We start from the raw sequence: 25,297 nt of genomic DNA on the forward strand, positions 1-25,297 counted from the left end.
GGAGGGTGAATGAAGGTACTGGTGCTGGGAGGAACGGGAGGCATGGGCCAGGGGGTCGCGCGAGACCTCATCAAGCAGGACCGAATAGAGAAGGTGGTGCTCGGAGATATCAATGTCGATCCCGCCAGGGTGCAGGAAAAATTGCGGGCCAGCCCGAAGGTGTCCCTCGTGAGGATAGACGTCAATGACCACGCCGGGATGGTTGGAGAGATCAAGGGGGCGGATGTCGTCGTCAACTGTGCGGGACCATTCTATAAGACCGCCGTGGCCGTGGCGAGGGCAGCGGTCGAGGCGAAGGTCAACTACATCGACATATGCGACGATTACGAGGCGGCGCAGATCCTCTTCGCCTCCGATATCGACGCGGCGGCGAAGGAGGCGGGTATAACCGTCCTCACGGGTATGGGATCGGACCCGGGAACGAACAACGTTCTCGTGAAGTGGTACGCGAACAGGCTCGACCGTGTCGATGAGATATATCTCTACTGGGTCGTGAGCATCGCGGAGCTTGCAGGCGCTGCCTGGGACCACAGCCTCCACATGGTCCTCGGCAAGATCCCGCAGTATATCGACGGCCGACTGGTCGAGGTGGACGGAGGCGGCGGTGAGGAGGTGGAGCATTTCCTCGAACCCCTCGGGGAATGCCTGATAAGCTATGTCGGTCATCCCCAGCCCATCACCATACCGCGCTACATCACCGGGGTGAAAACGGTGGTCATAAAGGGGGCCCTCATACCGTTGTGGGTGGACAAGCTTATCAAGGAGCAGAAGGCGATGGGCCTTCTCGGCAGCGAACCCGTCGAGGTCAGGGGGGGGAAGGTGGTGCCCTACGACCTTGCCTTGAGGCTCTGGGACACCATCCCCAAAGACAGGGACAACGGTCCTCAGGCGTCGGGTCTTAAGGTCATAGTGAAAGGTGAGAGACAGGGGAAGCAGGTGACCTATACCGCCGATATCGTCGGCAGGATGGCCCCCGGCACGGGTCTTCCCGCGTCCATAGCGGCCCTCATGATGGACGGGGGTGAGGTCACCGTAAAGGGTGTCGTCGCCCCCGAAGGCTGCATCGACCCCGACCGGTTCCTCGCCGAACTGTTGAAAAGAGGCGCGCGGATACACCAGACGGAGACGATCCGGTCCATGTTCGAGCTTTAATGGCGAAAGGTTTTCCATGAAGGAGGTTCACATGAAAGAAGCCCCGAAGTTGAACATAAAGAGAAGCGTCGAACTCTTCGAGGAGGCAAAGACCCTCGTCCCGGGCGGGGTCCTGGGAGCCAGGAAACCGGGTGATTTCATCATGGGCGAGTATCCCATCTTTCTCGAGTACGGGAAGGGTTCCCGGCTCATCGACGTCGACGGGAACGAGTTCATCGATTTCCTCTGCGGCTACGGCCCCATCATTCTCGGTTACCGCGAGGATGAGGTCGATGACGCCGTCATACGTCAGTTAAAGGACAAGGGGTTCTGCTTCAGTCTCACCCAACCCTATCAGAATGAGCTGGCAAAGAAGCTCAACACCCTCATCCCGTCGGCGGAACTGAGCATCTTCCTCAAGACCGGATCCGACGCCACGACGGCAAGCATCCGTATCGCGAGGGCCTACACCGGACGCACCAAGGTCATGCGCTCCGGGTACCATGGCTGGCATGACTGGTGCGTCGAGATGAAGGGGGGCATTCCCGAGAAGTTCTACGAGGACGTCTATGAATTCCATTACAATGACCTCGAAGCGCTTGAGGACCTCATGAAGAAGCACGGGGACCAGACGGCGGCGATCATCATGACACCCTTCGGCCATCCTCTTCACCAGAAGATGCAGACGCCGAAGCCGGGTTTCCTCGAAGGCGTGCGCAAGCTGGCCGACACCTACGGCGCGGTCCTTGTCTACGACGAGGTGCGCACCTGTTTCCGCCTCAGGATGGGCGGGGCGCAGGAGCTTTACGGGGTCAAACCGGACCTCACCGTGCTCGGCAAGGGTATGGCCAACGGGTATGCCATCAGCGTGGTCTGCGGGAAAAGGGATGTCATGATGGCCGCGGCGTCGAAGCTTTTCATCTCCTCCACGTTCTTCCCCAACAGCGACGGATACATCGCGGCCCTCAAGGTCATCGAGATCATGGAGCGCGAGAAGGTGCTCGATCAGATATGGGCGAAGGGCGAAGGGCTTCTTAAAAGGATCCAGGGCATCATCGACAAGTATCCGAATACCGGGGCGGAGCTCACGGGTGTTGCCCCCATGTTCCACGTGACCTTCACGAAGGGGAACCCCGACACGCAAAGGGACCGCAGGACCGACTTCTACACCCAGATGATCCGAAAAGGCTTCTTCTTCACGCCCCATCACCACGCCTACCTCAGCTACAGGCACACGGAAGAGGACCTTGACCTCACGGTTCAGGCTATGGACGAATCCATGGCCTATGTGAGTGAGAAGTACAAAGGGTAGGGGGTACGGTAATGAAGGACGATCTCAATATCGTAGGCAAAAGGGTTGTGCGAAGCGATTCACTCGCGAAGGTGACAGGCGAGGCACGCTATACGGCCGATCTCACGTTCCCGGGCATGCTCGTGGCAAAGGTCTTGAGGAGCCCCTATCCCCACGCGAAGATCGCGGGCATCGACGTCTCGAAGGCCCTCAAGGTGCCCGGCGTCAGGGCCGCCATCAGCGGTTTCGATTCCTATGGTGTAAAATGGGGTGTTTTCCGGTATACTCAGGACCATGCCATGCTCCACACCGACAAGGTGCGGTACATCGGCGAGGATGTCGCGGCAGTGGCTGCCGTCGACGAGGAGACAGCGATGGAGGCCCTCTCCCGCATCAAGGTGGATTACGAGCCCCTTCCTGCCGTTTACGACCCCATGGAATCCATGAAGGACGGCGCGCCGCAGATCCATGAGGAGTACAAGAACAACATCAATATCCATATACATATCGATGTCGGCGAGGTTGACAGGGCCATGGAAAAGGCATACCTCGTCCGGGAGGACACCTTCAGGGCGGCCGGCGAGGCCTATGCCATGATGGAACCCTACGCCGTCGTCGCCTCTTTCAAGAGCGGATATCTCGATCTTTACATGCCGAACGCGGGACCGCATGTCCGGGCCAAGGCGCTGTCGAACATGCTCAAGCTGCCCCTCAACAGGGTACGCATCCGCCATATCAACTCCGGCGGGGCCTTCGGAGGGCGTTCCGAGGTGGCACCCGGTGACCTTGTGGCGTCGCTTCTCGCCATCAAGTCCGGCAGACCCGTGAAGCTCGTCCTCTCCCGCGAGGAGAATGCCACGAGTTCGCGTCAGGTCCACGACATCATCGCCACCGTGAAGACGGGCATGAAGAAGGACGGCACCATCCTTGCCAAGGACTACAAGGTGATATACGACGGCGGCGCCTACAGTTCCACGGGGCCCATCGCCACGTCCATACCTTTCTATGTCTATGAAGAATGCTACCGTTTCCCGAACGTCCGGTACAACGGCTACAGGGTGTTCACGAACAAGGGTATCCGCGGGATGTACGGCTGCCATGGCCGGGCCTTTCTTGCGGGCAATGAGGCTCAGATGGACGTGATGGCGAAGGAGCTTGGCCTCGACCCTGTGGGTGTGCGCCTTAAGAATGGCCTCAAGCCCGGCGAGATGACGGCGACGAAGTCGAAGATCACGAGCTGCGGCCTCAAGGAGACCATAACGACCGCCTCGGAGAAGACCAATTTCAGGAAGAGATGGGCGAAACCCTCGCGGCTCAAAGGTGTGGGCATGGGATGCGTCGCCATCATGTGCGGTTTTCCCATGGGGTTCCGGTCGGGCTCGTCCTGCTACGTCAAGATCAACGATGACGGACAGGCGACGCTCGTGACGGGGCTCGTCGATAACGGGCAGGGAAATGAATCGATGGTGATCCAGGTGGCCTCCGAGGTCCTCGGGATACCCATGAAAGACATCAACCTCGTGAACGCGGACACGGAAGTGACGAACCTCGACCCAGGCGCCTATTCACAGGCCGCCGCCTTCGTGGGGGCCAACGCCGTGCGGGTTGCCTGCGAGAACGCCCGCGGGAAGATCGTCGCCATCGCGGCGGAAAAACTGAAAGTGAAGGTGAAAGACATCGGCCTCAAGGACGGTGCCGCCTATTCGCTGAAGAACCCCGACAAGAAGATGCCCATATCCTGGGTGGTGCGCGAGGCTTTCTTCAGAGGAGAACCAATCACGGGAACAGGCTCGTTCTTTCCAAACATCGATTTCGAGAGGGAGTGGGTGACGAGGCCCTGGGGCCAGATGGCGGGGACCTTCTCCTTCGGGACCTCCGTCGCGGAGGTGAGTATTGACGGTGAGACGGGCAAGATCACAATGCCCCGCTTCACCTCGGCCCATGATTGCGGGCGGCCCATAAACCCGATGGCCGTCGAGGGCCAGATGGAAGGCTCCATACAACAGGCGGGGGTGGCGGCCATTACCGAAGGGAACCTGTGGGACGGGGGGCATCTGCTTAACCCCAACCTCCTCGAGTACAAGGTCCCCCTGGCGTGCGACATGCCTGATATGGACACGATCATAGTGAGCTCACGGGACCCCGCCGGACCTTTCGGCGCCAAGGAAGGGGGCCTCACGGTGCGCATGAACGCTTACAGCGCAGTGGCGTGCGCCGTCGCGAACGCCACGGGCGAGCTGTTCAGCGAACTGCCTCTGACGCCGGACAGGGTGATGAGCATGCTGGAACGAAAGAAGGGGGTGAAGTGATGATCCTGCCACAGTTTGAATACAAGAGAGCACGGAGCGTGGCCGACGCGGTTACCCTCTACAAGAAAGAGAAAGGAAAAGCGATCTATCTCGCGGGGGGAACGGACCTCATCCCCCTCGTGAAGCTGAGGCTGCAGGCGCCGAAGGCGGTCATCGACCTGAAAGGAATAGAGGACTTGAGGATCATGGCCTCCCGCGGTGGGTCCCTTGTGGTGGGCGCCAACGTTACCCTCTTCGACCTCAAGAAGGACCCCGTGATAGCAGCGCACTTTCCCGCTCTCGTCGAGTCCCTCGATGCCACGGCCTGTGAGACACTCCAGATGCGCGGAACTCTGGGCGGCAATATTCTCCAGGGTACGCGCTGCCTTGAGTACAACCAGTCCCTTGAATGGCGGCAAGCGCGGGGCTTCTGTTTCAAGATGGGTGGAAAGCAATGCAACGTCGTCAAAGGCGCGAAGGCGTGTTTCGCGAATTACTGCAGTGATAATGCCCCGGCGCTCATCAGCCTCGGGGCGCAGGTGAGGCTCACGGGCCCCGGCGGGGAGCGCACCGTGAAGCTGGAAAGCCTTTTTACCGGGGATGCCAGGGCACCTTTTGCCATGGAGGGGGGCGAGGTGCTGACGCACATACTTATCCCTCTCAAGAAGACAAAGGGGGCCTACGAGAAACTGCGTGTCCGCGAGTCCATGGACTACCCGCTTGTCGGCGCCGCCGTGTCCGTCATCGACGGGAAGGCAAGGATCTGTGTGGGCGGCGTGGGTGGAGCCCCCCGCCTTTATGTCCTCGGGGATATCAGGGATGCCGCCTCCGTCAGGGAGTTGGCCGAAAAGGCGTCCGCTGACGCGAAGCCGGTGGCGAACGCGACAGTCTCGCCTTCCTATCGGAAGAAGATGGTGGGTACCCTGATCAGGCGGGCCGTCAAAAGAACTCTTGCGGAGGGTAAGCGATGAAGACGATGAAGGTCAGTTTCAATGTGAACAACGAGGATGTCACCCTTGACGTGAAACCCTACGAAACCCTTCTCGAAACGCTTCGCGAGCGACTGTTCCTGACCGGCGCGAAGGATGCCTGTGGTCTGGGCTCATGCGGCGCCTGCACGGTGATCGTGAACGGGATACCGCTGAGGTCGTGCCTTGTCCTGACGCCTGAGGTGGAGGGAGCCACGATCACGACAGTGGAAGGCCTAAGAGAGGAGGGGAGACTCCACCCGCTGCAGGAGACGTTCATGGAGAAGGGGGCCATCCAATGCGGCTTTTGCACCTCGGGTATGATAATGACTGCAAAGGCCCTCCTCGACAGGAACAAGAAGCCTTCGAAGAAGGAGATCGTCACGACAATATCCTCCAATATCTGCCGCTGCACGGGCTACAAGAAGATAGTCGAAGCAGTGGAAGAGGCGGCCAAGAGGATGGCCTAAAGCGGTTTAAACCGCTTGAACCGCTTGAGCGTTAAAAGACATCGCAGGTCCTGTGGGTCGGATGTGTCCTATGGGACCTGTGCTTTTTCCTCGTAATGTTGTATATTATTAACTGTATTGGCTGTATGGAGGTGCGACGATGAAGATCAGGGTGAAAGTTGATTCGAACCTTCGGATCAAGAACGTTTTTGAGCCCCCGCTCGAACTGGAGATGAGTCAGGACGAGAACACCCTGAAGGATGTTCTCGGCAAACTTTCCGAGCGGTATCCCTACCTGAGGTTCCTGGAGAAAGGGGAGATGGGCGATGACCTTCACCACCTGTATCTCAATGGAGAAAGCCATTTTTCATTCCCCGAGGGCCTGAACAGAAAGATCACCGAAGGCGACACGGTCCGCGTGGACGCCTACATGGACCCCCTGGCAGGGGGATAAAAACGGTTCAAGAGTTCAAGGGTTCAAAGGTTCAAGGGATTAGAGACGGTTCCGGGTTCGGGAGTTCGGGCTCTTTCTCTTGAACTTTTGAACCCTTGAACTCTTGAACTATTTTCTCAGTAGTATCCACAACCCCCCTTCGGTAACAACATCGACTCCTTCGGTTATGCCTGCCGATTCGAGGTCTTTGCGTATCTCGTCGACGGTGGTCTCTTTCTTCCCTATGAGGTAATTGAGTTCCCGTGAGCAGTTCGCGAGGGGGCGGATGATCTCCGGGGGTGTGTACTTGCCGAAGCCCCCGCCCACGAAGGCCGTCCCGCCGGGTCTGAGGACGCGGAGGATGGCCCGGTGGTCGACCTTGAACAGTGACGGGAAGAACAAGGCCCCTCTAAAGACGAGAAGGTCGATGGTGTCGTCCTCGATACCGCAGAGGTCCGGCGACGTCCCGATAATGTCGACCGCGTCCCCCATGCTTCGTTTTTCTATCTCTCTCGTGTAAAAGGTGTAGAGACCGCGAGGGAAGGAAGCTATGCGAAAGGAACTCCCGATCCCCTGCCTGACAAGATCGTATATAACGCCGCAAAAGGGGCCGACCTCGAGTACGGACCCGTCCGCACGGCCATAGACGTCCCCGATATGACGTGCCAGATGTGGATAGACTGTCTCCCAGAGGATGTTGATCTCGCAGATGAGGGACAACATGTCGTGAAGTATACCAGACAGATGCGGGAGAGGTCCATCTTTTGAAAATCAGGACAAATGATGCTCGCTGTGATATTCTATCATCCTCTCTGATCACACGGAGGAAAACGGCGCCATGGGCGATATAAGAAAAATGCTGAACCCTGCCACCGTTGCGCTGATAGGAGCGACGGAAAGGGAGGGGTCTATCGGGAGGCGTATTCTCGAGAACCTGCTGACCTCAGGGGACCGGAAGGTGCTGCCTGTCAACCCCGGCCGAAGGACTGCGCTGGGAATGGAATGTGTTGCCAGCGTGTCGGACGTCGACGGGGAGATAGATCTCGCCGTTGTCGCCGTGCCGGCCGCGGGTGTGCCCCAGGTCGTGGACGAGTGTGGCAGGAGAGGCGTGCAGGGAGCCATCGTCGTGTCTTCCGGTTTCCGGGAGGCGGGAGAAGACGGCAAGATGCTGGAGAGGGAGCTTTTCAAGGCAAAAGAGAGATATGGGATCAGGATCGTGGGCCCCAATTGCCTGGGTATCATGATACCTGCCGCCAATCTGAACGCCACATTTCTGAAGATCCGTCCCGAAACGGGGAACATCGCCTTTCTGTCGCAGAGCGGGGCACTGGGTGATGCCATCATGGACTGGGGGACGAGCAACCATGTGGGGTTCAGCATGTTTGCGTCCCTCGGTTCAATGGTCGATGTCGACTTTGCCGATCTCATCGATTATCTCTCGGACGATTACGCGACGCGGAGCATCATGCTTTACATGGAACGCGTGGGGACAGCCAAAAAGTTCATGAGCGCGGCACGCATATTCGCACGGACGAAACCGATCGTCGTGCTGAAGCCCGGACGTTTTGGAGGGAGCGCGCGGGCGGTTGAATCACACACCGGTGAGGTGATCGGCGACGACAGGGTGTACTGCGCGGCGTTCAAGCGCGCCGGGATTGTTCGGGTAAAAGAGATCGCCGATCTTTTTGATACTTCCCGGGTGCTGGTATCGCGAACAATGCCCAGGGGCGCACGCCTCGCCATTGTTACCAACGCGGGTGGTGTCGGCATCATTGCCACCGACACGCTCATGGAACTCGAGGGACAGATAGCGGAATTGTCCGAGCAGAGCATCGGCAGGCTTGATGGCATTCTGCCCGGGGATTGGAGCAAGGGAAACCCCGTCGATATCGTGGGCGACGCCGACCTTTCGCGATATACCGGGGCCATTGAGATCTGCATGTCCGATGAGGGTGTCGATGGAATCCTCGTGGTGTACACTCCCCGCGCGGAAGTGGAGCCCCTGAACCTTGCGGAAGCGTTGCTCGACCTGTCCCGCCGGTCCAACAAGCCGTTGATCGTGGTATGGATGGCGGGTACTCTGGCCGAAAGAGGCAGGGATGTGCTCATCGAGAACAACGTACCCGTTTACCGGACACCGGAAGAGGCGGTCAAGGCCTATATGTACATGCATCAATACCGGAAGAACATAGAAATGCTTTACGAGATACCCGAGGACATCTCGCCCGGTCAGTCACGATTGAACAATTATCAAAAGGCCATAATCAAGAACTGTCTCAGGGAAGGGACCACGACCCTTACCATGGAGCAGTCCGTCTCCCTTCTCAAGAATTATGGAATTCCCTTTCCGCCGACATCATTTCCCAGGAGTGTCGATGAAGCTGTTCGCGTGGCGGAGGGGATGGGGTTTCCCGTATTGGTCAAGGTCAGAGCCGGGGGAAGGCCCGGTGCGGGCAAATCGTTTCCCGGTATTGCCTCCCGTCAGGCCCTCCTTGAGGCCCTCCGCGGGATTCAGGGAGAAGGCGGCCAGGGATCGCGTTCGACGGACATCCCGGAAGTGATGCTCCAGAAAACGGTTCGTGGGAAGACGGGGGAATGGTTTTTGAGCACCAGGAGGGACAGTGAGTTTGGTTCCACCATCTTTCTCTTCCCCACCTTCAGCGACGATGTGCCCGGCGCCAGGTCCGTCGCGGCCTTGCCTCCCCTGAACCAGACGCTTGCAAAGATATTCCTGGAAGACGCAGGCGTGCAGGAGGCCCTTCGGAAACAGGAGCATGTGGAGGTTCAGTCGCTCGTGAGGCAGTTCGAGGTGCTCTGTGTCAATTTCGCGTGCCTGGTCGTTGATTTCCCCGAGATCCTTACGATCGGGGCCGGTCCTATCGTGATCGATGACGGCGGTGTTTGCATGACCGACGCGGTGATCGGTCTCGACGGCGGGTTTTCCGCGCAACCTGCACGCTATTACTCCCATCTCGTGATAACCCCCTATCCCACCCAGTACGTCACGCCCTGGACGTTGAGGGACGGTACGGATGTCGTCATACGTCCCATACGCCCCGAGGACGAGCCGTTGACTCGCGAAATGCTTGCCCGGACCTCCGAGGAAGCCTTGAGGGTGCGGTTCTTTTCTTCCGTCAAGGTGCAGGAAATACCGCACAGCACGCTGATGAGGTTCTGCAACGTCGACTACGACCGGGAGGTTGCCCTGGTGGCGGAAACCAGGGAAGGAGAGGGCAAAAGCATCGTGGGAGGAGGGCGGCTCATCATCGAGCCCGATCTCAAGCGGGCGCAATTCGCGGTCCTCGTGCATGACAGTCTCCACGGCAAAGGTCTGGGCGAGAAATTTCTCGATATGCTCATAGGGATCGCCCAGGAGAGGGGCCTCGAGGCCATTTACGGGATAGTTCTCACCGAGAACGAGAAGATGCTGCGGCTTTGCAAGAAAATGGGTTTCGTATCAATGCGGCTGCCCGATGGGATCACCCGGGTGGAGATGGCATTGAATTGATCCTTACCGCCCTGGTGTCGGATCGGCCATCCTGTTCTCGGCCCGCCTTTCAACGTCATCGATCTTGTCCGCAAGACGATCGAGTCTTCTGAGGTCATCCGCCGTGAATCGCACGTCCCCGTAATAGATCCTTTCGAATTCCCGGGCAAATTCCAGGCAGATCGTCCTCAGATCGTCATCGCCGACGCGCCGGAGGAACTCCTCGAGACCCTCCGATGGGTGTTTCTCGTATCCCCGGGCCTCGAGGCGCTTGAGGAAACGGTCAAGCACCGCCATTTCCCTCCGTTTCATCGATGTGCTGAAGAACCACGCCAGAAGGACAAGGCCGATGACTGCCGCAGAGAGGGCCAGGTATTGCGCCGTCTTCTTCATAAGAGGGGAAAAGGAGAAGGACGACGGCCTCTTGAGGCCCGATACGATGGTCCTCGTTATGGATATCTGTCTTTCGAGGTTGTAGGTGAGGACTATTCCGTACCAGTAATAGTTTATGGTATCGAGGAACATCTGGAGCTTCAGGAGCCCCCCCCTTCCCGAGACGGCTGAAAGCGCAGCCCCGGCGGGCGTCGGATCGAAGCGGACCCACCCCCTTCCCGGAATGTGGACCTCCACCCACACGTGGGCATTCTTCTGGGGGACAAGGTAGTAACCTCCCATTTCGTTGTAGTATCCACCGTGGTACCCTCCGACAAGACGGGAGGGAATGTCGTTCACGCGCAGGAGAACAGCCATTGCAGAAGCGAAGTATTCGCAATTGCCCCTGGGGGAATCGAAGAGAAAGGTCTCGAGAGGGCTCTTCGATACGGGAAGGTCCTTGAGGGAATAGCCGTACCTGTCGGAGGCGAGGTGGTCAAGGACCCGTTTTACCGTGGCGTTCCTGTCACCCCGAACGGCAAGGCCTTTCGCCAGGGAGATGACGCGCGGCGAGAGGTCGGGAGGAAGCTGGAGGTGGGTCTTCAGGGCGATGTTCTCCTCGGGTATGACGTTCGAGAGCGCCGACAGGGCGGTATAGCGGACCCGTCTTTCTATGAAGCCCGGCATGGTGAAGGTGAGGTCGTCGTTCTTCCTTGCCCTTCTGAGTTCCACGTGGAGCGGTTTGTCGAGGGCAAAGAGGGAGGAATTGTCGTAAGGTTCGAGATATATCGTCTGGCTTATCATCTTGCCGACGGGCACCCGGGTCCTGGCCGGCGCGTAGACGCCACGCCTGGTGCCTCTCCAGGATACCCCGTCGAAGTGGTTGAGGGTGATACCCCTCCAGTAGAGGCTGGTTTCATCTATCCTGTCCATGGTGGCCCTGAAAATGATCCTTTCGTCCTCCTGGATATCGGATACCTGGCCCAGCCTGACGTTGTCCGTGAAGCCAGCCCTCGCTTTGTCGGGCCTGTTGAGAAAGGTGAGGATGGGATAGCTGGTGCGGGGAAGGATGACGAACATCGCGGCGGAAAGGGGAATGGCAAGCAGCGGTATCCACAGGCACCTCGCGATGATTGTCCGCACCGTGCTGTTCGTGAGTTCCATCTCCGGGTCCTGCGAATAGAAGGTGAGGAAGATGAGCGACAGCGACAGGAGGAAAAAGAAGACGAGCAGGTACGCCACAAAGGCCATTCCCAGGGTCATGAGGCCAAGCCCCGCAAGGACGAAGAGGGCGAGGGCGTATATCTGCATGAAATCACGGACCTCTCTGCGTTCCAGGAACTTTATCGCCAAAAGGACGAAAAGGGCCTCCATTATCTGCCCTATCAGATCCTGCACGTCGATACCTATGAGAAAGTACAGGATGACGGCCACCGAAACGGCGGTGAGGACCCACCGGGGAATGGAGACTTTTTTCAGGTCAAGGTAGACCGAGAGGCCCATGCCAGCGAAAAGGACGAGGGGATAGATGAAGGGAATATGGCCGGACACGGCAACAACGCAAAGCACCCCGGTGATGTAAGTGAGAGCCTCGACGACGGTACGTACCTTCAATTGTGTGAAACGGATCGTCATCATACGCCTTCAGCGAACCTTAATCTGCGCCCATCACCTATAACCTGTAACCCATTACCCATCCTTATCATACACCGCCAGTTCCTTCAGCATGTTCAGCCTGTGGACTGCCGTCACGTCCGGGGGGTAGAGGCGTCCGTCAATCCTCAGTCCCACGGGCACGTTGTTCCTGAGAAGCTGAACGATCGTGTAAGCGACGCAGGAGATGCGCTCCTCGATGTCTTTGACGAGGACCCTGTCGAATTCGATGATGACGGGCTGATAGGACAGCGACGACTGCTCCTTCGTCTTGAGCCTGCCCGTCCTGGCCGTTGCCTTCCAGTGGATGTACTTGATGGGGTCTCCCCGGACATATTCCCTGATGGAGACGATGTCAGAATCGTAGCCTATCTTATCGGATGTCCTCTCCCCTCTCGATCTGTGCTCCTTGCGGTACAGGCTTGCCAGGTCGCATGCCTTCAGTCTCGGAAGGACCGTTATCGTGTAGGCCCGGCGGAGCCTCTTGAAGCGGGTGAAGAAGTTGAAGGGGAACACGGAGTACACGCTGGGGTCCTCTATGGTGTGAAGGCCCCGTTCATGAAAGGTCACGCTGGTGTAGACCGAAGAGGTCCCTTTGCGCGGGGTGAAGGGCAAGAGGGCCGAGATCCGGTCGGCGCTCAAGCCGATGAGAAAGGCGGGAAGGAACCTGCGGCGGTTCCGCATCGTTATCTTCACGGGGACCCGGCTTCCCGCGTACACCTCCTGGGGGAACTCTATCATGAGGTCCAGCTTCGAGAGATTTGTCTTCCCGAAGACCCCCGATATGCTCATGAAGCTCAGGAGCGCCGAAACAACGAGAAAGATGAGGTTGTTGTTGGTGTTCGCCGCCGCGATGCCAAGAAAGATGGTGAGCGCTATGTAGATGAAGCCTGCCTTGGATATCTTTATTACAGGGGTGTGGGAACGGTGTCTACGATCGATCTTACAATCTCCCTTTTGTTGAGGTTCTCGTACTCTTCCTTGAAGATCACGCGGTGAGGGATGGTGTACTCGACGAGGTCCCGTATGTCCTCGGGAATGACATAGTTCCTGTCATGGAAGAACGCGTGGGCCCTCGCGGTATTGACGATCGTCAGCGCGCCCCGGGTCGAGAGCCCTGCCGTGAGATACTCGCTCGTTCTCGTCTCCTGTATGATCGATAGCGTGTATTCAAGGATCTTGTCTGAAACGTGGATGTCGTGAGAGATCTCGTCCTGGATGCGGGAGACCTCGTCCTGAGTGACGACGGGATCGATGTCGTATATGTCCTCTCTCTTGCTGCCGATCTTGAGGATCTCCTTTTCAGCCTGCCTCGACGGATAGCCGATGCTGATCTTCATCATGAAACGATCGAGCTGCGACTCGGGCAGGGGGAAGGTTCCGAACTGCTCCGTCGGGTTCTGCGTGGCTATGACGCAGAAGAGCCGGGGGAGCTTGTAGGTCTTGCCCTCGATGGTGACCTGTTTTTCCTCCATGGCTTCGAGGAGCGCGCTCTGCGTTTTGGGAGTGGCGCGGTTGATCTCGTCACAAAGGACGATATTGTTGAAGATGGGGCCGGGATGGAATTCGAACTCTCCCGACGTCTTGTTGTATATGGACAGCCCGGTGATGTCCGTCGGGAGGAGGTCGCTCGTGCACTGGATACGGCCGAAGGAGAGACCCAGGGACTTTGCGATCCCGATGGCGAGAGTGGTCTTTCCCAGGCCCGGAAGGTCCTCTATGAGAAGATGCCCCCGTGAGAAGAAGGAAACAAGGGACAGGGCGAGGGGTTTTTCCTTGCCCTGCAGGTACGTCGAAAGGGAGTCGGTGATGTGCCGGATCTTGTTAGCGTCGAGCCCGATGGCGAGGTCTTTGCCGTCCATGCTCGTCATTCTAACACAAAACGAGGGGAAAGGGGAAAAGGTGCAGAGTGGGAAGGGGAGCGGATAGGACCTATATCCTATCCGTCCTATCTCTTCGTGAGGGTTCCTTCTTCCGCCGCCTTTTTCCCCTACCCTCTGCCGCTTTCTCCTCTCCTTGACAAACCCCCGCAATTCCGCTTGAATAGAGACATGCCGTCTCTTCCTCAGTTCCCTTTTTTCAAGCCTGTCGAACTTTCGGACAAGCCGGTCATTGACGGCATTCTCCGTGGATATCGGCCTTTCATATCGGAACTCACCTTTACGAACCTTTTCATATGGAGGAAGCATTTCGACCTTCAATGGTCGGTTCACAAAGACTGGTTGTGCATCATCGGCAAGGAAGACCTGTGTCCGAGATTTGCCATGGGGCCCATCGGTCCGCCGGGACGGACGGAGATCACGAGGCTGCTTCTGGAATGGCTCACGGAGCATACCGGGGACCCCGGTCCCTGCATTGAGCGTGCCGACGAAAAGCTTGCCTCTGAGTTGTCGGGCCTGCCGGGCTTTATGGTGGTGGAGGCGCGGGAGCATTTCGACTATGTTTACCTGACACAGGACCTCATAAACCTGGCCGGCGGCAGATACAGAACGAAACGGAACCGTATCAACCAGTTTCATCGTACTTACGGATCGTACACGTATGAGGAGCTCGATGAAAGACACGTTGAGGCATGCCTTGCGCTCCAGGAGAGGTGGTGTCTCCTCAAGCGGTGCGAAGAGGACCTCAACCTGGATGGTGAATGGGACGCGACAAGGGAGATCCTCATGAACTACCGCGCCCTGGAGACAGTGGGTGCTGTCATAGTGGTCGCTTCCGAGGTCAGGGCCTTTACACTCGGTGAACCCCTGGGAGACGACATGGGGGTGATCCACGTGGAGAAGGCCGATCCCGGGATACCCGGTTTGTATCAGCTCGTCAATCAGCAGTTCTGCGCGAGGCGCTGGAGCAACATGAGGTTCGTTAACCGGGAGCAGGACCTTGGTATCCCGGGGCTCCGGGATGCCAAGCTTTCCTATGGCCCCGACCATTTTATCAAGAAGTACAGGATAACGTTGAAAGGATGACGGGTAGAGGATGAAGAACGGAAGAGGAGAGGAAGACGGGGGAGTTCCTTTCTCCGCCGAGGAGATGGAGCGGTATTCCCGGCAGATGATGATCCCCTCGGTAGGACGGGAGGGTCAGGAACGTCTCAGGGCGGCGAAGGTCTGCATAGCCGGCGCCGGAGGGTTGGGGTCGGTTTCGGCCTATTATCTGGCGGCTGCCGGAGTGGGACGGATCCGGATCGTTGACCGGGACAGGGTGGAGCTGTCGAACCTGAACAGGCAGATCCTCCACTTTACGGGCGACCTCGGTGAGCCGAAGGTCCTCTCCGCCCTCGACAAGCTTGAGAGGCTGAACCCGTACTGCCGGGTGGAGGCCGTTGAAACGGACATAAATGAGGGCAATGTCTTCGAATTGATCGGCGGCTGCCAGGTCGTTATTGACGCCCTCGACAATATCAGGACGCGAAGGGCCCTCAACCTTGCGTCCGTGAGGAGCCGGATACCTCTCATATACGGGGGCGTGGAGGCCTTCTCGGGGATGGCATCCACCTTTGTCTCCGGTGAAACGCCCTGTTTTGAATGCCTTTTCTCCCACATCTCCGAGGAGGAAAGGACACGAGGCGTGGTGGGGCCCCTCCCTGCCATTATAGGATCCATACAGGCCCTGGAGGCCATGAAGATCCTCCTGGGAGAGCGCCCGTCGCTTGCCGGCACACTGCTGTACTTCTCGGGAACGAACATGACCTTTCAGAACATCACCGTGGAGAGGAACACCCTGTGCCCTGTCTGCGGCCGGACCCCCGGCGGGGCGTGAGACGGGACGCGCTGCCTCCTTAAGGCCCTCGCGAAACGGCGGATGACTATCCGTTCCATGGCGGGAACGGAACGTTACCGGTGAACTCGACGAGGATGGGCTCGTCCCAGTGCACATCCCGCAGAAAGATGTCCTTGAGGCCGCGCAGGGTGCCGGTCCTTTTTGCCGTGATGCCGAAGGCGCGGGCCAGCTTCACGAAATCGGGATTGACGAGTTCCATGGAGCCGTGGATGTTGTGGCGGCTTCGCATCGCGTCCTCGAGGATGGAAAAGCTGTTGTTGTTATGCACGAGGATGGTGACGGGTATGCCGTACCTGATGATGGTTGCCAGTTCGGCCATTTGGGGGAGTCCTCCGCCATCGCCGCAGAGGGCGAGGCAGGGAAGGTCGGGCCTTGCGGTCTTCGCGCCAAGGGCTGCCGCAAGGGAATAGAATATGGGCGATATGCCGCGGGGCATCAGGAAACTCCGCTGAGCATACACGGGCAGATAGTACTCGGCCCAGTATGAAGGCATGTTGAGATCGCAGACGATGATGGTGTTCTCGGGTACAGTCCCGCGCAGGAGGTCGATGACGGCATAGCCCGCCTCCTTCCTCAGGCGGCCCATCTCCAGGTCCTGTTGTCCTTTCAACCGCGCGATATCCCAGTCAAACGTTCTTTTCTGCACGATCCGGGCGATACCTTCGAGGACCTCTTCGACATCTCCCGCACAATGAAGAGCGGTGCGGTAGTTCTTTCCTATCCACCTGTCATCGACATCGATATGCACGAGGTTCCCGATCCTGACTCCCCGGCGCTTCGCGTCCACGTCGCGCAGCCGTGTGCCCGCCGCGATGACAACATCGGCAGAGGCCAGGATATCCCGGACGGTCCCCTTCGCCGTGACGTTCCCGAAGGAGAACGCGTTCCGGTCGCTCGTTACACCCTTTCCTCCTGTTGTTGTCAGGAAAGGAAGGCCGCAACCGCAGATCCTGTCCACGAGAACCCTTGGACGGGCATCCATCAACGCCTTCCCTCCCAGGAGAACGGGCCTGCGCTTGTCCGCGAGGAAGTGTTCCAGATCGTTGAGAAAGGAGCGCACTCTGTCGGGGCCCGATGGCCCTGTCGGGGGATGCTGCCCCTCTCGGGTCTGCCCGGAGATCTCCCTGTCCAAAAGGCCGAAAGGAATGGAAACAAGGACCGGCCCCTTTCGAGGCGTATTGCAGGTTCTCAGGGCATCACGCAGGTGCGATGCCAGGGTCCCGGGTTCGTCGACCCTGAAAGAGGCCTTGACGAAGTGTCTGAACATGTCCTCGGGGGCTTCGAGCTCATGGAGGATGCCTTTCCCCATGTCTTTCCTGTCCGTGTCGATATGGATGATGAGAATAGGTACGTCGTCGGAGTAGGCCTCCATGCATCCCGATACGATATTGCCGAGACCGGGCCCGGGCGTGACGACGATGACCGCCGGCCTGCCCGAGGTTCTCGCGTATCCGTCGGCCATGAAGGCCAGATTGCCCTCATGACGGGCGGTGATCGTTTTGATGTTTTCGTGGGAAAAAAGCTCCGCGTTCAGGCTAAGTGTATGTAAACCGGGTAATTGGAAGATATGGGAAACGGCCGCTTCCTGAAAAAACGCTCTAATTACTTGTTTTCCTTGCATAATGTGCCCAGATTGGATAGTTTAGCATACTAAACCTGAAAGTTAAATAAAAATTGCCTTGACAAAAAAAATACGAATTTAGTTTAATAATGTAAACTTTTTGTACGTGTATACTGTTATGGCGAGATCGGGAGAAATGAGCATAGGGGAAAGGATCAAGGTGTTGAGGCAGGCGAAGAACCTCACCCAGGAGGAACTGGCGACGAGGGCGGGGCTGACGAAGGGTTTCATCTCCCAGGTGGAGAGAAATCTGACATCTCTGTCCGTTGAAAGCCTCATCGGGATACTCGACGCTCTTGACGAGAAGCCTTCGAACTTTTTCAATGGGGCCTTCGAGGAGAAGATCGTTTTCAAGCTCAAGGACAGGGTCGATCTCGAGATGGAGGGCGTGAAGGGTTTTGAGATACTCGTGCCTGCGGCGCAGAACCGCCTGCTGGACCCGGCCCTCCTCGAGCTCAGGTCCGGCGAAAGGACCCCGGAGGGGGAACCCCACGAGGGAGAAGAGTTTGGTTTTGTCCTTTCCGGAAGCGTGGAACTGGTATTGGGCGGAAAACCCCAGAAAGTGAAGAAAGGCGAGTGTTTTTACTATAAGGCAACGCGGAAGCATTACATCATAAACAAGCGAAAGGCGACGGCAGTCCTGTTGTGGGTATCTTCTCCTCCGAATTTCTAGGTGTTCCCGGCAAGGAACGGTACGCATGAGGCAGGGGAAGTCATGGCGAGCAAGCAAAGACCGGGGCGGGGTTTATTCTCGCCTGTTGTATTGAGGGGCGGCTGAACTCTGCCGGCAAATGAGATGCCTTGGAACTGCGAGGCCTGATCCATTTGGGAGGTGGTCACATTGATTGTCAAAACACCTGCAAAGTTTTTTCTTGTCAGCGGTTCGTCCGATGGTTTTTCGTTGCTCAACGCTTTTGACGGAGCCCTTCTGGCTTCGGGTGTGGGCGATACGAACCTGGTCAGGATGAGCAGTATCCTGCCTCCCGGCTGCCAGGAGATGAGGCCCCGCCCGGCGGCGCTCCCGCAGGGGGCGCTCGTGCCCGTCGCGTATGCCTCACTGACGAGCGATGTTCCGGGAGAAGTGATATCGGCTGCCGTTGCGATAGGGATACCTCAGGACCCGTCCCTTGCCGGCCTTATCATGGAGTATTCAGCGAGGGCGGAAGAGAGGGTCGTCCTCGAGCAGGTCAGAAAGATGGCCGAGAAGGGGATGGAACTCCGAAAACGGCCCATCAGGGAAATAATGGCCATATCTGCCACGTTCAAGGTCGCTGCCATCGGCGCCGTCTTCGCCGGTGTCGTGCTGTGGGACTGACGGCGGCCCTTTGATCGGGAGGTTCGGTCCGCCAGTCTTCGTATAACCGGAAATTCCCAGAGGCTATTGTGATGGAAGGTGTTTTTCACAACAGGTATATATCTTCCCGACCCGACGAAGGGGGGGCGGGTATCGTGATCCTGGGCTGCCCGCTCGATGTCACGTCGTCCTTTCGGGGCGGGTCGAAATTCGGCCCCGAGAGCTTGAGGAGGGCATCGTGGACCCTGGAGACGTACAGTCCCGACCTCGAGCTCGACCTCGACGAGATGGATCTCTTCGATGCGGGTGACCTCGAGCTTCCCCAGGGTAATCTCCCCGGCTCCCTCGATCGCATCGAGAGATCGGCGGCGAAGATCATCGCGCCCGGCCGCAAACCCCTTTTCCTGGGGGGAGAGCACCTCGTGACATACCCTCTTGTGAAGTCCATGATGATGTCTTTCCCGCGGCTCCAGCTTGTCCATTTTGACGCCCATTGTGACCTGAGGGACGAATATGATGGCGAGAAGCTCTCTCACGCCACGGTGATGAAGCGCGTCAGGGAACTCGGCGTGTCGCGGATGTACCAGATAGGCATACGGTCGGGCACAAGGCAGGAGTTCGCGGAGCTGTCCCCTGTTCACTCGCCCGCGGCGCTTGCCGCAGGCCTCGACAGGGATGTTCCCGTCTATATCAGCTTCGACATCGACGTCTTCGATCCCTCTCTCGTGTCCGGTGTGACGACCCCGGAGCCGGGAGGGCTCACGTTCAGGGAGGTCATGGACCACCTCAGCGTCCTTAGGGGAATGGACATCGTTGGCGCCGACCTCGTGGAACTGGCCCCGGACTACGATACCACCTTCGTTTCCTCCGTATGCGCCGCCAAGGTAGCGAGGGAGATCATCATGCTCCTGCATTCCGGCATCAAGTAGACCACGATCGATTCGCTCTTCAGGAGATAAGGACTATGAACAACAAGGACCATGGAAGGATAATGATAATCGGGGCGGGAGGGGTTGCCACGGTAGCCGCCCACAAATGCGCGCAGGTGCCCGGGGTCTTCAAGGATATCCTCATCGCCAGCCGGACCCTGGCGAAGTGCGACGCCATCAGGGATGACATCAGGCTGAGATACGGCAGGGACGTCAGAACGGCTGAGGTGGATGCCGACAACGTACCGGCCCTCGTTTCTCTCATAGGGTCCTTCAGACCCGACGCGGTCCTCAACCTGGCCCTGCCCTACCAGGACCTGCATATCATGGACGCCTGCCTCGAGACGGGTGTGCATTACATAGACACCGCCAACTATGAGCCCCTCGACGAGGCCCATTTTGAGTACAGCTGGCAATGGGCGTATCAGGACCGGTTCCGCGAGAAAGGGATCATGGCCCTTCTCGGGTCCGGCTTCGACCCCGGGGTGACGAACGTCTTTGCGGCTTACGCGCAAAAGCACCTTTTCGACGAGATACACTACCTTGACATCCTCGACTGCAACGCGGGGACACACGGTCACGTCTTCGCGACCAACTTCAACCCCGAGATCAACATCCGGGAGGTCACGCAGGTGGTGCGTCACTGGAGACAGGGGGAGTGGATCGAGACGCCCGCGATCATCGAAGAGGGCAGTGTTCATTTCACCTTCGATTACCCCGTTGCCGGGAGAAAAGAGAGTTATCTCCTGTACCACGAGGAACTGGAATCTCTTGCCAGGAACATAAAGGGGTTGAAGAAGGCCAGGTTCTGGATGACCTTTTCCGAGAACTACCTGACCCACCTCAAGGTCCTTCGGAACGTTGGCATGACGAGGATAGACGAGGTCGAATACGAGGGGCACAGGGTGGTCCCGATAAAGTTCCTCAAGGCCCTCCTTCCCGAGCCGGCCTCGCTGGGCACGAAGTACACGGGGAAGACCGTCATCGGCAACATCATGACGGGAGTGAAGGGCGCCGGCACCATCACCCGCTACATTTACAACGTCTGCGATCACGAGGAGGCGTTCGGGGAGACAGGTACGCAGGCGATCGCCTACACGACGGGCGTGCCCGCCATGATCGGCGCGATGATGGTGCTCACGGGCGTCTGGCAGGGCACGGGGGTGTTCAACATGGAAGACCTCGACCCCGACCCCTTTATGGAAGCCTTGGGGAAATACGGCCTTCCCTGGCAGGTCATGGAGCACACGCCTTTGCCGCAGGAGCCGTGACGAACACGTGGATGCCGTACTCACCATCGAAGAGACCCTGCAGTGTATCCGCACGAAGGATGCGCGCGCAGCAGCGATGTACCATATCCTTGATGACCGGGACAGGCGCAAGGTCCTTGGGAGCCTCGATGGAAAGGGGCTGAAGACACTGACGCGTCTCGTCATGGAGGCGCGCTCGAAGGTCTTCCGGGAGGCAAAGGAGAACGCTCCCGGGATCGCTGAAGGCATTGCGCACACTCCCGCCTACCTCATAGACGAGAACCTCATCGAGGAGAACATGCGTGTCCTGCGATATGTCAAGGACAGGACGGGGTGCAGGATACTCCATGCGCTGAAGGCCTATGCGTCCTTTGCCACCTTCGGGGTGATGACACCTTACCTCGACGGGGTATGTGCCAGCGGCGCCAACGAGGCAAGGCTGGGACGGGAGGAATTCGGAAAAGAGGTCCACACCTTCGGAGCGGCCTATGGCGAGAAGGACATGCGGGCAGTCCTCAAATATTCGGATTGTGTCATCTTCAACTCCTTCCATCAGCTCGGCAGGTACGGAAAAGCGGCGAGGCGTCTCGGGCGTGATGTGGGTCTTCGGGTGAACCCGGGGTATGCCGAGGTTGAGACGCCGATGTACAACCCCTGTGCTCCCCGTTCGAGACTGGGGGTGGTGCACGACGAGTTCGAGCGGAGCTTTCCCGCCTTTGCCGGGGAGGTCACGGGCCTGCATTTTCACGCGATGTGCGAGCAGAACTCCGATGTCCTGCAAAGGGTCCTCACGTCCTTCGAGCGGCTTTACGGGCGCTACCTGCAGGGCCTCACATGGGTGAACTTCGGTGGAGGCCACCACGTGACCAGGGACGACTACGACCTGGAACGCCTTATCAGGCTCATCAATGACTTCAAGAAGAAATACGGTGTTAAGGTGTACCTGGAGCCCGGTGAAGCCAGCGTCTATCATGCCGGGTTGCTCGTCTCCACCGTTCTGGATATCGTAAAGAACGAAATGGATATCGCCATCATGGATGCCTCCGCGGAAACCCACATGCCCGACGTGCTCCTCATGCCTTACAGGCCTCACGTGATCGATTCCGCCGAACCCGGGGTGAAGGAGCACACATACCGCCTGGCCGGCCCAAGCTGCCTGGCGGGTGATGTCGTCGGGGACTATTCTTTCGACGAGCCCCTGAGGCGGGGCACGAGGCTTCTTTTTACCGACATGGCCCTCTACAGCATCGTCAAGAGCACGACATTCAACGGCATCGGGCTTCCCGATATAGCGGTGCTGAGAAAAGGCGGCGTGGTTGAGATCGTCAGGCGGTTCGGCTACAGGGATTACCGGAACAGGCAATCCTGAGAGACAGTCTCAAGTCTCAGGTCCCATGTCTCAGGTTGCGAGGCCCGACCGCGAAGGAACCAGTTTCGGGATGCCGGAGCGTTGGGGCGGGAAGAGGGGCCTGCTCTTTCAACTGCAAGATTCCTTTTGATTTACTCCTGTCGTTTTGCGATAATGGGATTGATCTCCTGACATTGTATGTTCGCCGGAGGCTGGATGAGTCACAGCAGGACCGTTCTTCTCGTGGAGAACGAGGCGAAAACCGCCGAGGCGCGCCGACGGACCCTCGAGGGATGCGGCTGCACCGTGGTCATCGCCGCATCGGGTGAAGAGGCAGTGGAGAAGGTCCGCTCGGGTGGCGATATCGATCTCGTCGTTGCCAACGTCGACCTGGGCGCCGGTATGAGCGGGCCGGAGACGGCTCAAGCCATTATCGCCGAAAGAAGCATACCCGTTCTTCTGTGTTTCCATACCCGTTCTTTTCGACAGGGCAACGCGGACAGTAGCCGGGATGCGGTCTGGTACGGATGTACCATGGCTGTGTCCGATGATGCCCGGCTCGAGACTTCCGTCCGGACGGTGTTGGAGGCGCACGGAGCGCGCGGAGGGACGACGGACCGGTACGCCGCGGAAGGCGACAGGGGTGGTCGGGAGAGATACCGGGCGCTCATGGACCAGGCGAGCGATGCCATCATCATCGCTGATGTGAAGGGGAATTTCCTGGAGGTCAACCGCCGAGCCGCGGAACTTCTCGGTTACACAAAGAGGGAACTGGTGGGTATGACCCCTCTCGACATCCACCCGAAGGAGGAGCGGGAGAGGGTCGCGCACCACTTCGCGGGGATAGCGGCGGGACAGATAGAGGGCCTGTACGATACCAGCGTGCTGACGAAGAATGGGGACATCATTCCCGTCGACATAACGGGTTCCCCGGTGAAGTACGCAGGCAGGACACTGGTCCAGGGGATCTTCAGGGACATCACGGACCACAAGAGGATGGAGGACGAGCTGAAGATGCACCGCGACCATCTTGGCAAGCTGGTCGCGGATCGCACCGCCCGGATCCGGGAGGAGGTTGCCAGGAGGAAGAAAAAGGAAGAGCAATACCTGGCCCTTGTGGAATCGGTGAGAGAGTGGATATGGGAGACGGATGGGGATTTTGTGCACACCTATGTGAGTTCGAGGGTGTATGACGTGCTCGGGTACAGTCCAGAGGAAGTGATAGGGAAAAGCCCCTTCGATTTCATCCCCCCGGAGGAAAGGACCCGGGCGCTGACTGTCCTCAAGGACCTCCTTTCCCGGAAGCAGCACTTTGCCACCTTTCAGACCATGGCCCGCCACAAAGAGGGACATTCCATATATATTCAGGCGAGCGGTATCCCCTATTTTGATGAGGCGGGAAACCTTCTCGGCTATCGCGGCAGCTGCCAGGACATCACGGACCAGAAGAACATGATGAATGCCCTGAAGGAAAGGGAAAGGGAGCTTGTCGCGAAGTCGCAGACGCTGGAAGAGGTCAACGCGGCCCTCAAGGTTCTCCTGAATCAGCGGGAAGAGGACAGAAAAGAGCTGGAGGGGAAGTTCGTTTCCAACATCAAGGAGATGATCCTTCCCTATATTCTGAAGATGCAGAAGGGCCAGCGCGACCCCAGGGCAAAGGCCTACCTCGATATCGTCACGACCAATCTCAACGAGATCATATCACCCTTTCTCAACACCATACGGCAACTGAACCTGACTCCCCGGGAGATCGAGGTGGCCTCCTTTATCAGGGAAGGCAGGACGACGAAGGAGATAGCCCAGATCCTCGGCGTGGCGACGAGCGCCGTGGATTCCCACCGGAACAACATGAGGATCAAACTTGGGCTCAACAAGAAAAAGATCAACCTGCGCTCCTACCTTCTGTCGCTCAAATAGGACACGTCCTGTTGTGTCGACACCGTGGGCGGGACAGGATGATGGGGGAAACTTGCCGGGTGACGCGGGCGGACGGTCCTCAGGAGAACAGGACCGTAACGGGGATCCCCTTTTCCGTCAGTATATCATGGAGTTCCCGGGCAGCGGCCCTCACGCGGGGCATGGCCATGAGGGGAGCGAGCCCCGAGGAGCGAAGGAGGCTCGCAACCTTGCCGGCATAGTTCAGCCTGTCTATGAGGACTTCGTCGGCGGCGCCCTCGATCATCGACGCAAGGACAGCGGGATCCATGGGAAGCAGGGGCCCCACGAACACGTAGGTCCTCAATCCCGCATCGTGCAGGGCCTTCAGGGCTTCGACGCGGGAGGCGATGGAAGGGGCCCGCGGTTCGAAGACCCGCTTCACGTCTTCCCTGTTCGTTGTTATCGACAGGCCGACCTCCACGCGGGAGAGCTCCTTGAGAACGTCCGTGTCCCTGACGACGAGCGGGGAGCGGGTCAGGACATGGACCTCGAGAGACGACGGAACCAGGGCGGTCAGGCAGTCCCGCGTCAGGCAGTATCTCTTTTCCAGCGGTTGGTAGGGGTCCGTCACGGTCCCTATGAGAAGGGTGCCTCCCCTGATTCGTCTGAGCTGCCGCCGCAGGACATCGGCCACATTGGCCTTGACGTCGACGAAGTCGCCCCACGGTTCGGAGTGCCCCGTGAACCGCTTCATGAAGGCGGCGTAGCAGTACCTGCATCCGTGACCGCAGCCCACGTACGGGTTCAGACAGTAATCATAACCCCCGATACCTGTTTTGGTAAGCGCGCTCCTTGCGGTTATCTCACGTATGTTCATGACGGATATACCCTTGAAGGGACCAATTATTTTATCACAAAAACCTTCGGGAGTCTGCGCGTGCGGGAGGCGCGCAGACGGGTCTGCCCTTCGCCGGCGACCCATCCTCCCGTGTGCCCCTTTGCCCGCAGGGCAGACCCGTAGGCGCAAGGCGCCGACCCGTGTGCGTGAGTGTGGGGCACGGGGCCACGCTCAAATGGCCATGACAGGCCCGATTCACCCGATTGTCGGTTTTTTAATAAGATTTT

At 58.4% G+C, this 25,297-nt stretch carries 21 protein-coding genes; 15 read left to right on the forward strand and 6 right to left on the reverse strand.

Annotated elements, in window-relative coordinates; genetic code table 11:
• The first annotated feature begins 9 nt into the window (after positions 1 to 9).
• The 6 genes from GXX82_04635 (at position 10) to GXX82_04660 (ending at position 6,581) form a co-directional block, all read left to right on the forward strand.
• On the forward strand, positions 10 to 1,152 hold the full coding sequence (locus tag GXX82_04635; GenBank protein NLT22315.1) for an NAD(P)H-binding protein: 1,143 nt from the start codon (positions 10 to 12) through the stop codon (positions 1,150 to 1,152).
• 31 nt (positions 1,153 to 1,183) lie between these two features.
• Positions 1,184 to 2,443 carry an aminotransferase class III-fold pyridoxal phosphate-dependent enzyme gene (locus GXX82_04640; protein NLT22316.1) on the forward strand — a complete coding sequence of 420 codons (1,260 nt, stop codon included), beginning with the start codon at positions 1,184 to 1,186 and terminating at the stop codon, positions 2,441 to 2,443.
• Between the two features lie 11 nt (positions 2,444 to 2,454).
• On the forward strand, positions 2,455 to 4,731 hold the full coding sequence (locus GXX82_04645) for a molybdopterin-dependent oxidoreductase (protein NLT22317.1): 2,277 nt from the start codon (positions 2,455 to 2,457) through the stop codon (positions 4,729 to 4,731).
• A complete protein-coding gene (locus GXX82_04650; protein ID NLT22318.1) occupies positions 4,731 to 5,681 on the forward strand; it encodes a hypothetical protein in 951 nt (316 codons plus the stop codon). Before GXX82_04645 ends, GXX82_04650 begins: the two co-directional genes overlap by 1 nt.
• 5 nt (positions 5,682 to 5,686) lie before the next feature.
• Positions 5,687 to 6,148 carry a (2Fe-2S)-binding protein gene (locus tag GXX82_04655; GenBank protein ID NLT22319.1) on the forward strand — a complete coding sequence of 154 codons (462 nt, stop codon included), beginning with the start codon at positions 5,687 to 5,689 and terminating at the stop codon, positions 6,146 to 6,148.
• A gap of 139 nt (positions 6,149 to 6,287) precedes the next feature.
• Positions 6,288 to 6,581, forward strand: a complete 294-nt coding sequence (locus GXX82_04660) for a MoaD/ThiS family protein (GenBank protein NLT22320.1) — start codon at positions 6,288 to 6,290, stop codon at positions 6,579 to 6,581.
• Positions 6,582 to 6,689: 108 nt separating this feature from the next.
• Here GXX82_04660 and GXX82_04665 read toward each other — a convergent pair whose 3' ends face one another.
• Positions 6,690 to 7,283 carry a hypothetical protein gene (locus GXX82_04665; GenBank protein ID NLT22321.1) on the reverse strand — a complete coding sequence of 198 codons (594 nt, stop codon included), beginning with the start codon at positions 7,281 to 7,283 and terminating at the stop codon, positions 6,690 to 6,692.
• 115 nt (positions 7,284 to 7,398) lie between these two features.
• Between GXX82_04665 and GXX82_04670 the strand changes: the two genes are divergently transcribed.
• The gene (locus tag GXX82_04670) at positions 7,399 to 10,068 is read left to right on the forward strand and encodes a GNAT family N-acetyltransferase (protein ID NLT22322.1); all 2,670 of its coding nucleotides are present in this window, start codon (positions 7,399 to 7,401) and stop codon (positions 10,066 to 10,068) included.
• Between the two features lie 3 nt (positions 10,069 to 10,071).
• Here GXX82_04670 and GXX82_04675 read toward each other — a convergent pair whose 3' ends face one another.
• The 3 genes from GXX82_04675 to GXX82_04685 all read right to left on the reverse strand — a co-directional run bounded on the left by GXX82_04675 (position 10,072) and on the right by GXX82_04685 (position 13,934).
• Positions 10,072 to 12,057 carry a DUF3488 domain-containing protein gene (locus tag GXX82_04675; protein ID NLT22323.1) on the reverse strand — a complete coding sequence of 662 codons (1,986 nt, stop codon included), beginning with the start codon at positions 12,055 to 12,057 and terminating at the stop codon, positions 10,072 to 10,074.
• A gap of 51 nt (positions 12,058 to 12,108) precedes the next feature.
• On the reverse strand, positions 12,109 to 12,864 hold the full coding sequence (locus GXX82_04680) for a DUF58 domain-containing protein (protein ID NLT22324.1): 756 nt from the start codon (positions 12,862 to 12,864) through the stop codon (positions 12,109 to 12,111).
• A 116-nt stretch (positions 12,865 to 12,980) separates the two neighbouring features.
• Positions 12,981 to 13,934, reverse strand: a complete 954-nt coding sequence (locus tag GXX82_04685) for a MoxR family ATPase (GenBank protein ID NLT22325.1) — start codon at positions 13,932 to 13,934, stop codon at positions 12,981 to 12,983.
• Positions 13,935 to 14,123: 189 nt separating this feature from the next.
• Here GXX82_04685 and GXX82_04690 point away from each other — a divergent pair, with 189 nt between their 5' ends.
• Positions 14,124 to 15,038, forward strand: coding sequence for a DUF2156 domain-containing protein (locus GXX82_04690; GenBank protein NLT22326.1), 915 nt, complete (start codon positions 14,124 to 14,126; stop codon positions 15,036 to 15,038).
• 10 nt (positions 15,039 to 15,048) lie between these two features.
• A complete protein-coding gene (locus tag GXX82_04695) occupies positions 15,049 to 15,831 on the forward strand; it encodes a HesA/MoeB/ThiF family protein (protein NLT22327.1) in 783 nt (260 codons plus the stop codon).
• A 46-nt stretch (positions 15,832 to 15,877) separates the two neighbouring features.
• Here the strand turns inward: GXX82_04695 and GXX82_04700 are convergent, their stop codons facing one another.
• Positions 15,878 to 17,473 (reverse strand): thiamine pyrophosphate-binding protein, encoded by a 1,596-nt coding sequence (locus GXX82_04700; protein NLT22328.1) that lies wholly within the window; start codon positions 17,471 to 17,473, stop codon positions 15,878 to 15,880.
• 136 nt (positions 17,474 to 17,609) lie between these two features.
• Here GXX82_04700 and GXX82_04705 point away from each other — a divergent pair, with 136 nt between their 5' ends.
• The 6 genes from GXX82_04705 to GXX82_04730 all read left to right on the forward strand — a co-directional run bounded on the left by GXX82_04705 (position 17,610) and on the right by GXX82_04730 (position 24,211).
• Complete coding sequence (locus GXX82_04705; GenBank protein NLT22329.1) at positions 17,610 to 18,146, forward strand: cupin domain-containing protein; 537 nt, start codon at positions 17,610 to 17,612, stop codon at positions 18,144 to 18,146.
• 168 nt (positions 18,147 to 18,314) lie between these two features.
• Positions 18,315 to 18,788: an arginine decarboxylase, pyruvoyl-dependent gene (locus GXX82_04710; GenBank protein ID NLT22330.1), complete on the forward strand. Its 474-nt coding sequence runs from the start codon at positions 18,315 to 18,317 to the stop codon at positions 18,786 to 18,788.
• A gap of 71 nt (positions 18,789 to 18,859) precedes the next feature.
• Positions 18,860 to 19,696: an agmatinase gene (gene speB, locus GXX82_04715; protein ID NLT22331.1), complete on the forward strand. Its 837-nt coding sequence runs from the start codon at positions 18,860 to 18,862 to the stop codon at positions 19,694 to 19,696.
• A 35-nt stretch (positions 19,697 to 19,731) separates the two neighbouring features.
• Entirely contained in the window at positions 19,732 to 20,967 is a 1,236-nt protein-coding gene (locus GXX82_04720; protein ID NLT22332.1) for a saccharopine dehydrogenase family protein, read from the forward strand.
• 163 nt (positions 20,968 to 21,130) lie between these two features.
• Positions 21,131 to 22,315, forward strand: coding sequence for a carboxynorspermidine decarboxylase (gene nspC / locus GXX82_04725; protein NLT22333.1), 1,185 nt, complete (start codon positions 21,131 to 21,133; stop codon positions 22,313 to 22,315).
• 195 nt (positions 22,316 to 22,510) lie between these two features.
• Positions 22,511 to 24,211, forward strand: a complete 1,701-nt coding sequence (locus GXX82_04730; GenBank protein NLT22334.1) for a PAS domain S-box protein — start codon at positions 22,511 to 22,513, stop codon at positions 24,209 to 24,211.
• 79 nt (positions 24,212 to 24,290) lie between these two features.
• Here the strand turns inward: GXX82_04730 and GXX82_04735 are convergent, their stop codons facing one another.
• On the reverse strand, positions 24,291 to 25,049 hold the full coding sequence (locus GXX82_04735; GenBank protein NLT22335.1) for a radical SAM protein: 759 nt from the start codon (positions 25,047 to 25,049) through the stop codon (positions 24,291 to 24,293).
• Between the last annotated feature and the right edge of the window lie 248 nt (positions 25,050 to 25,297).

The organism is Syntrophorhabdus sp., assembly GCA_012719415.1.
Lineage (GTDB): Bacteria > Desulfobacterota > Syntrophorhabdia > Syntrophorhabdales > Syntrophorhabdaceae > Delta-02.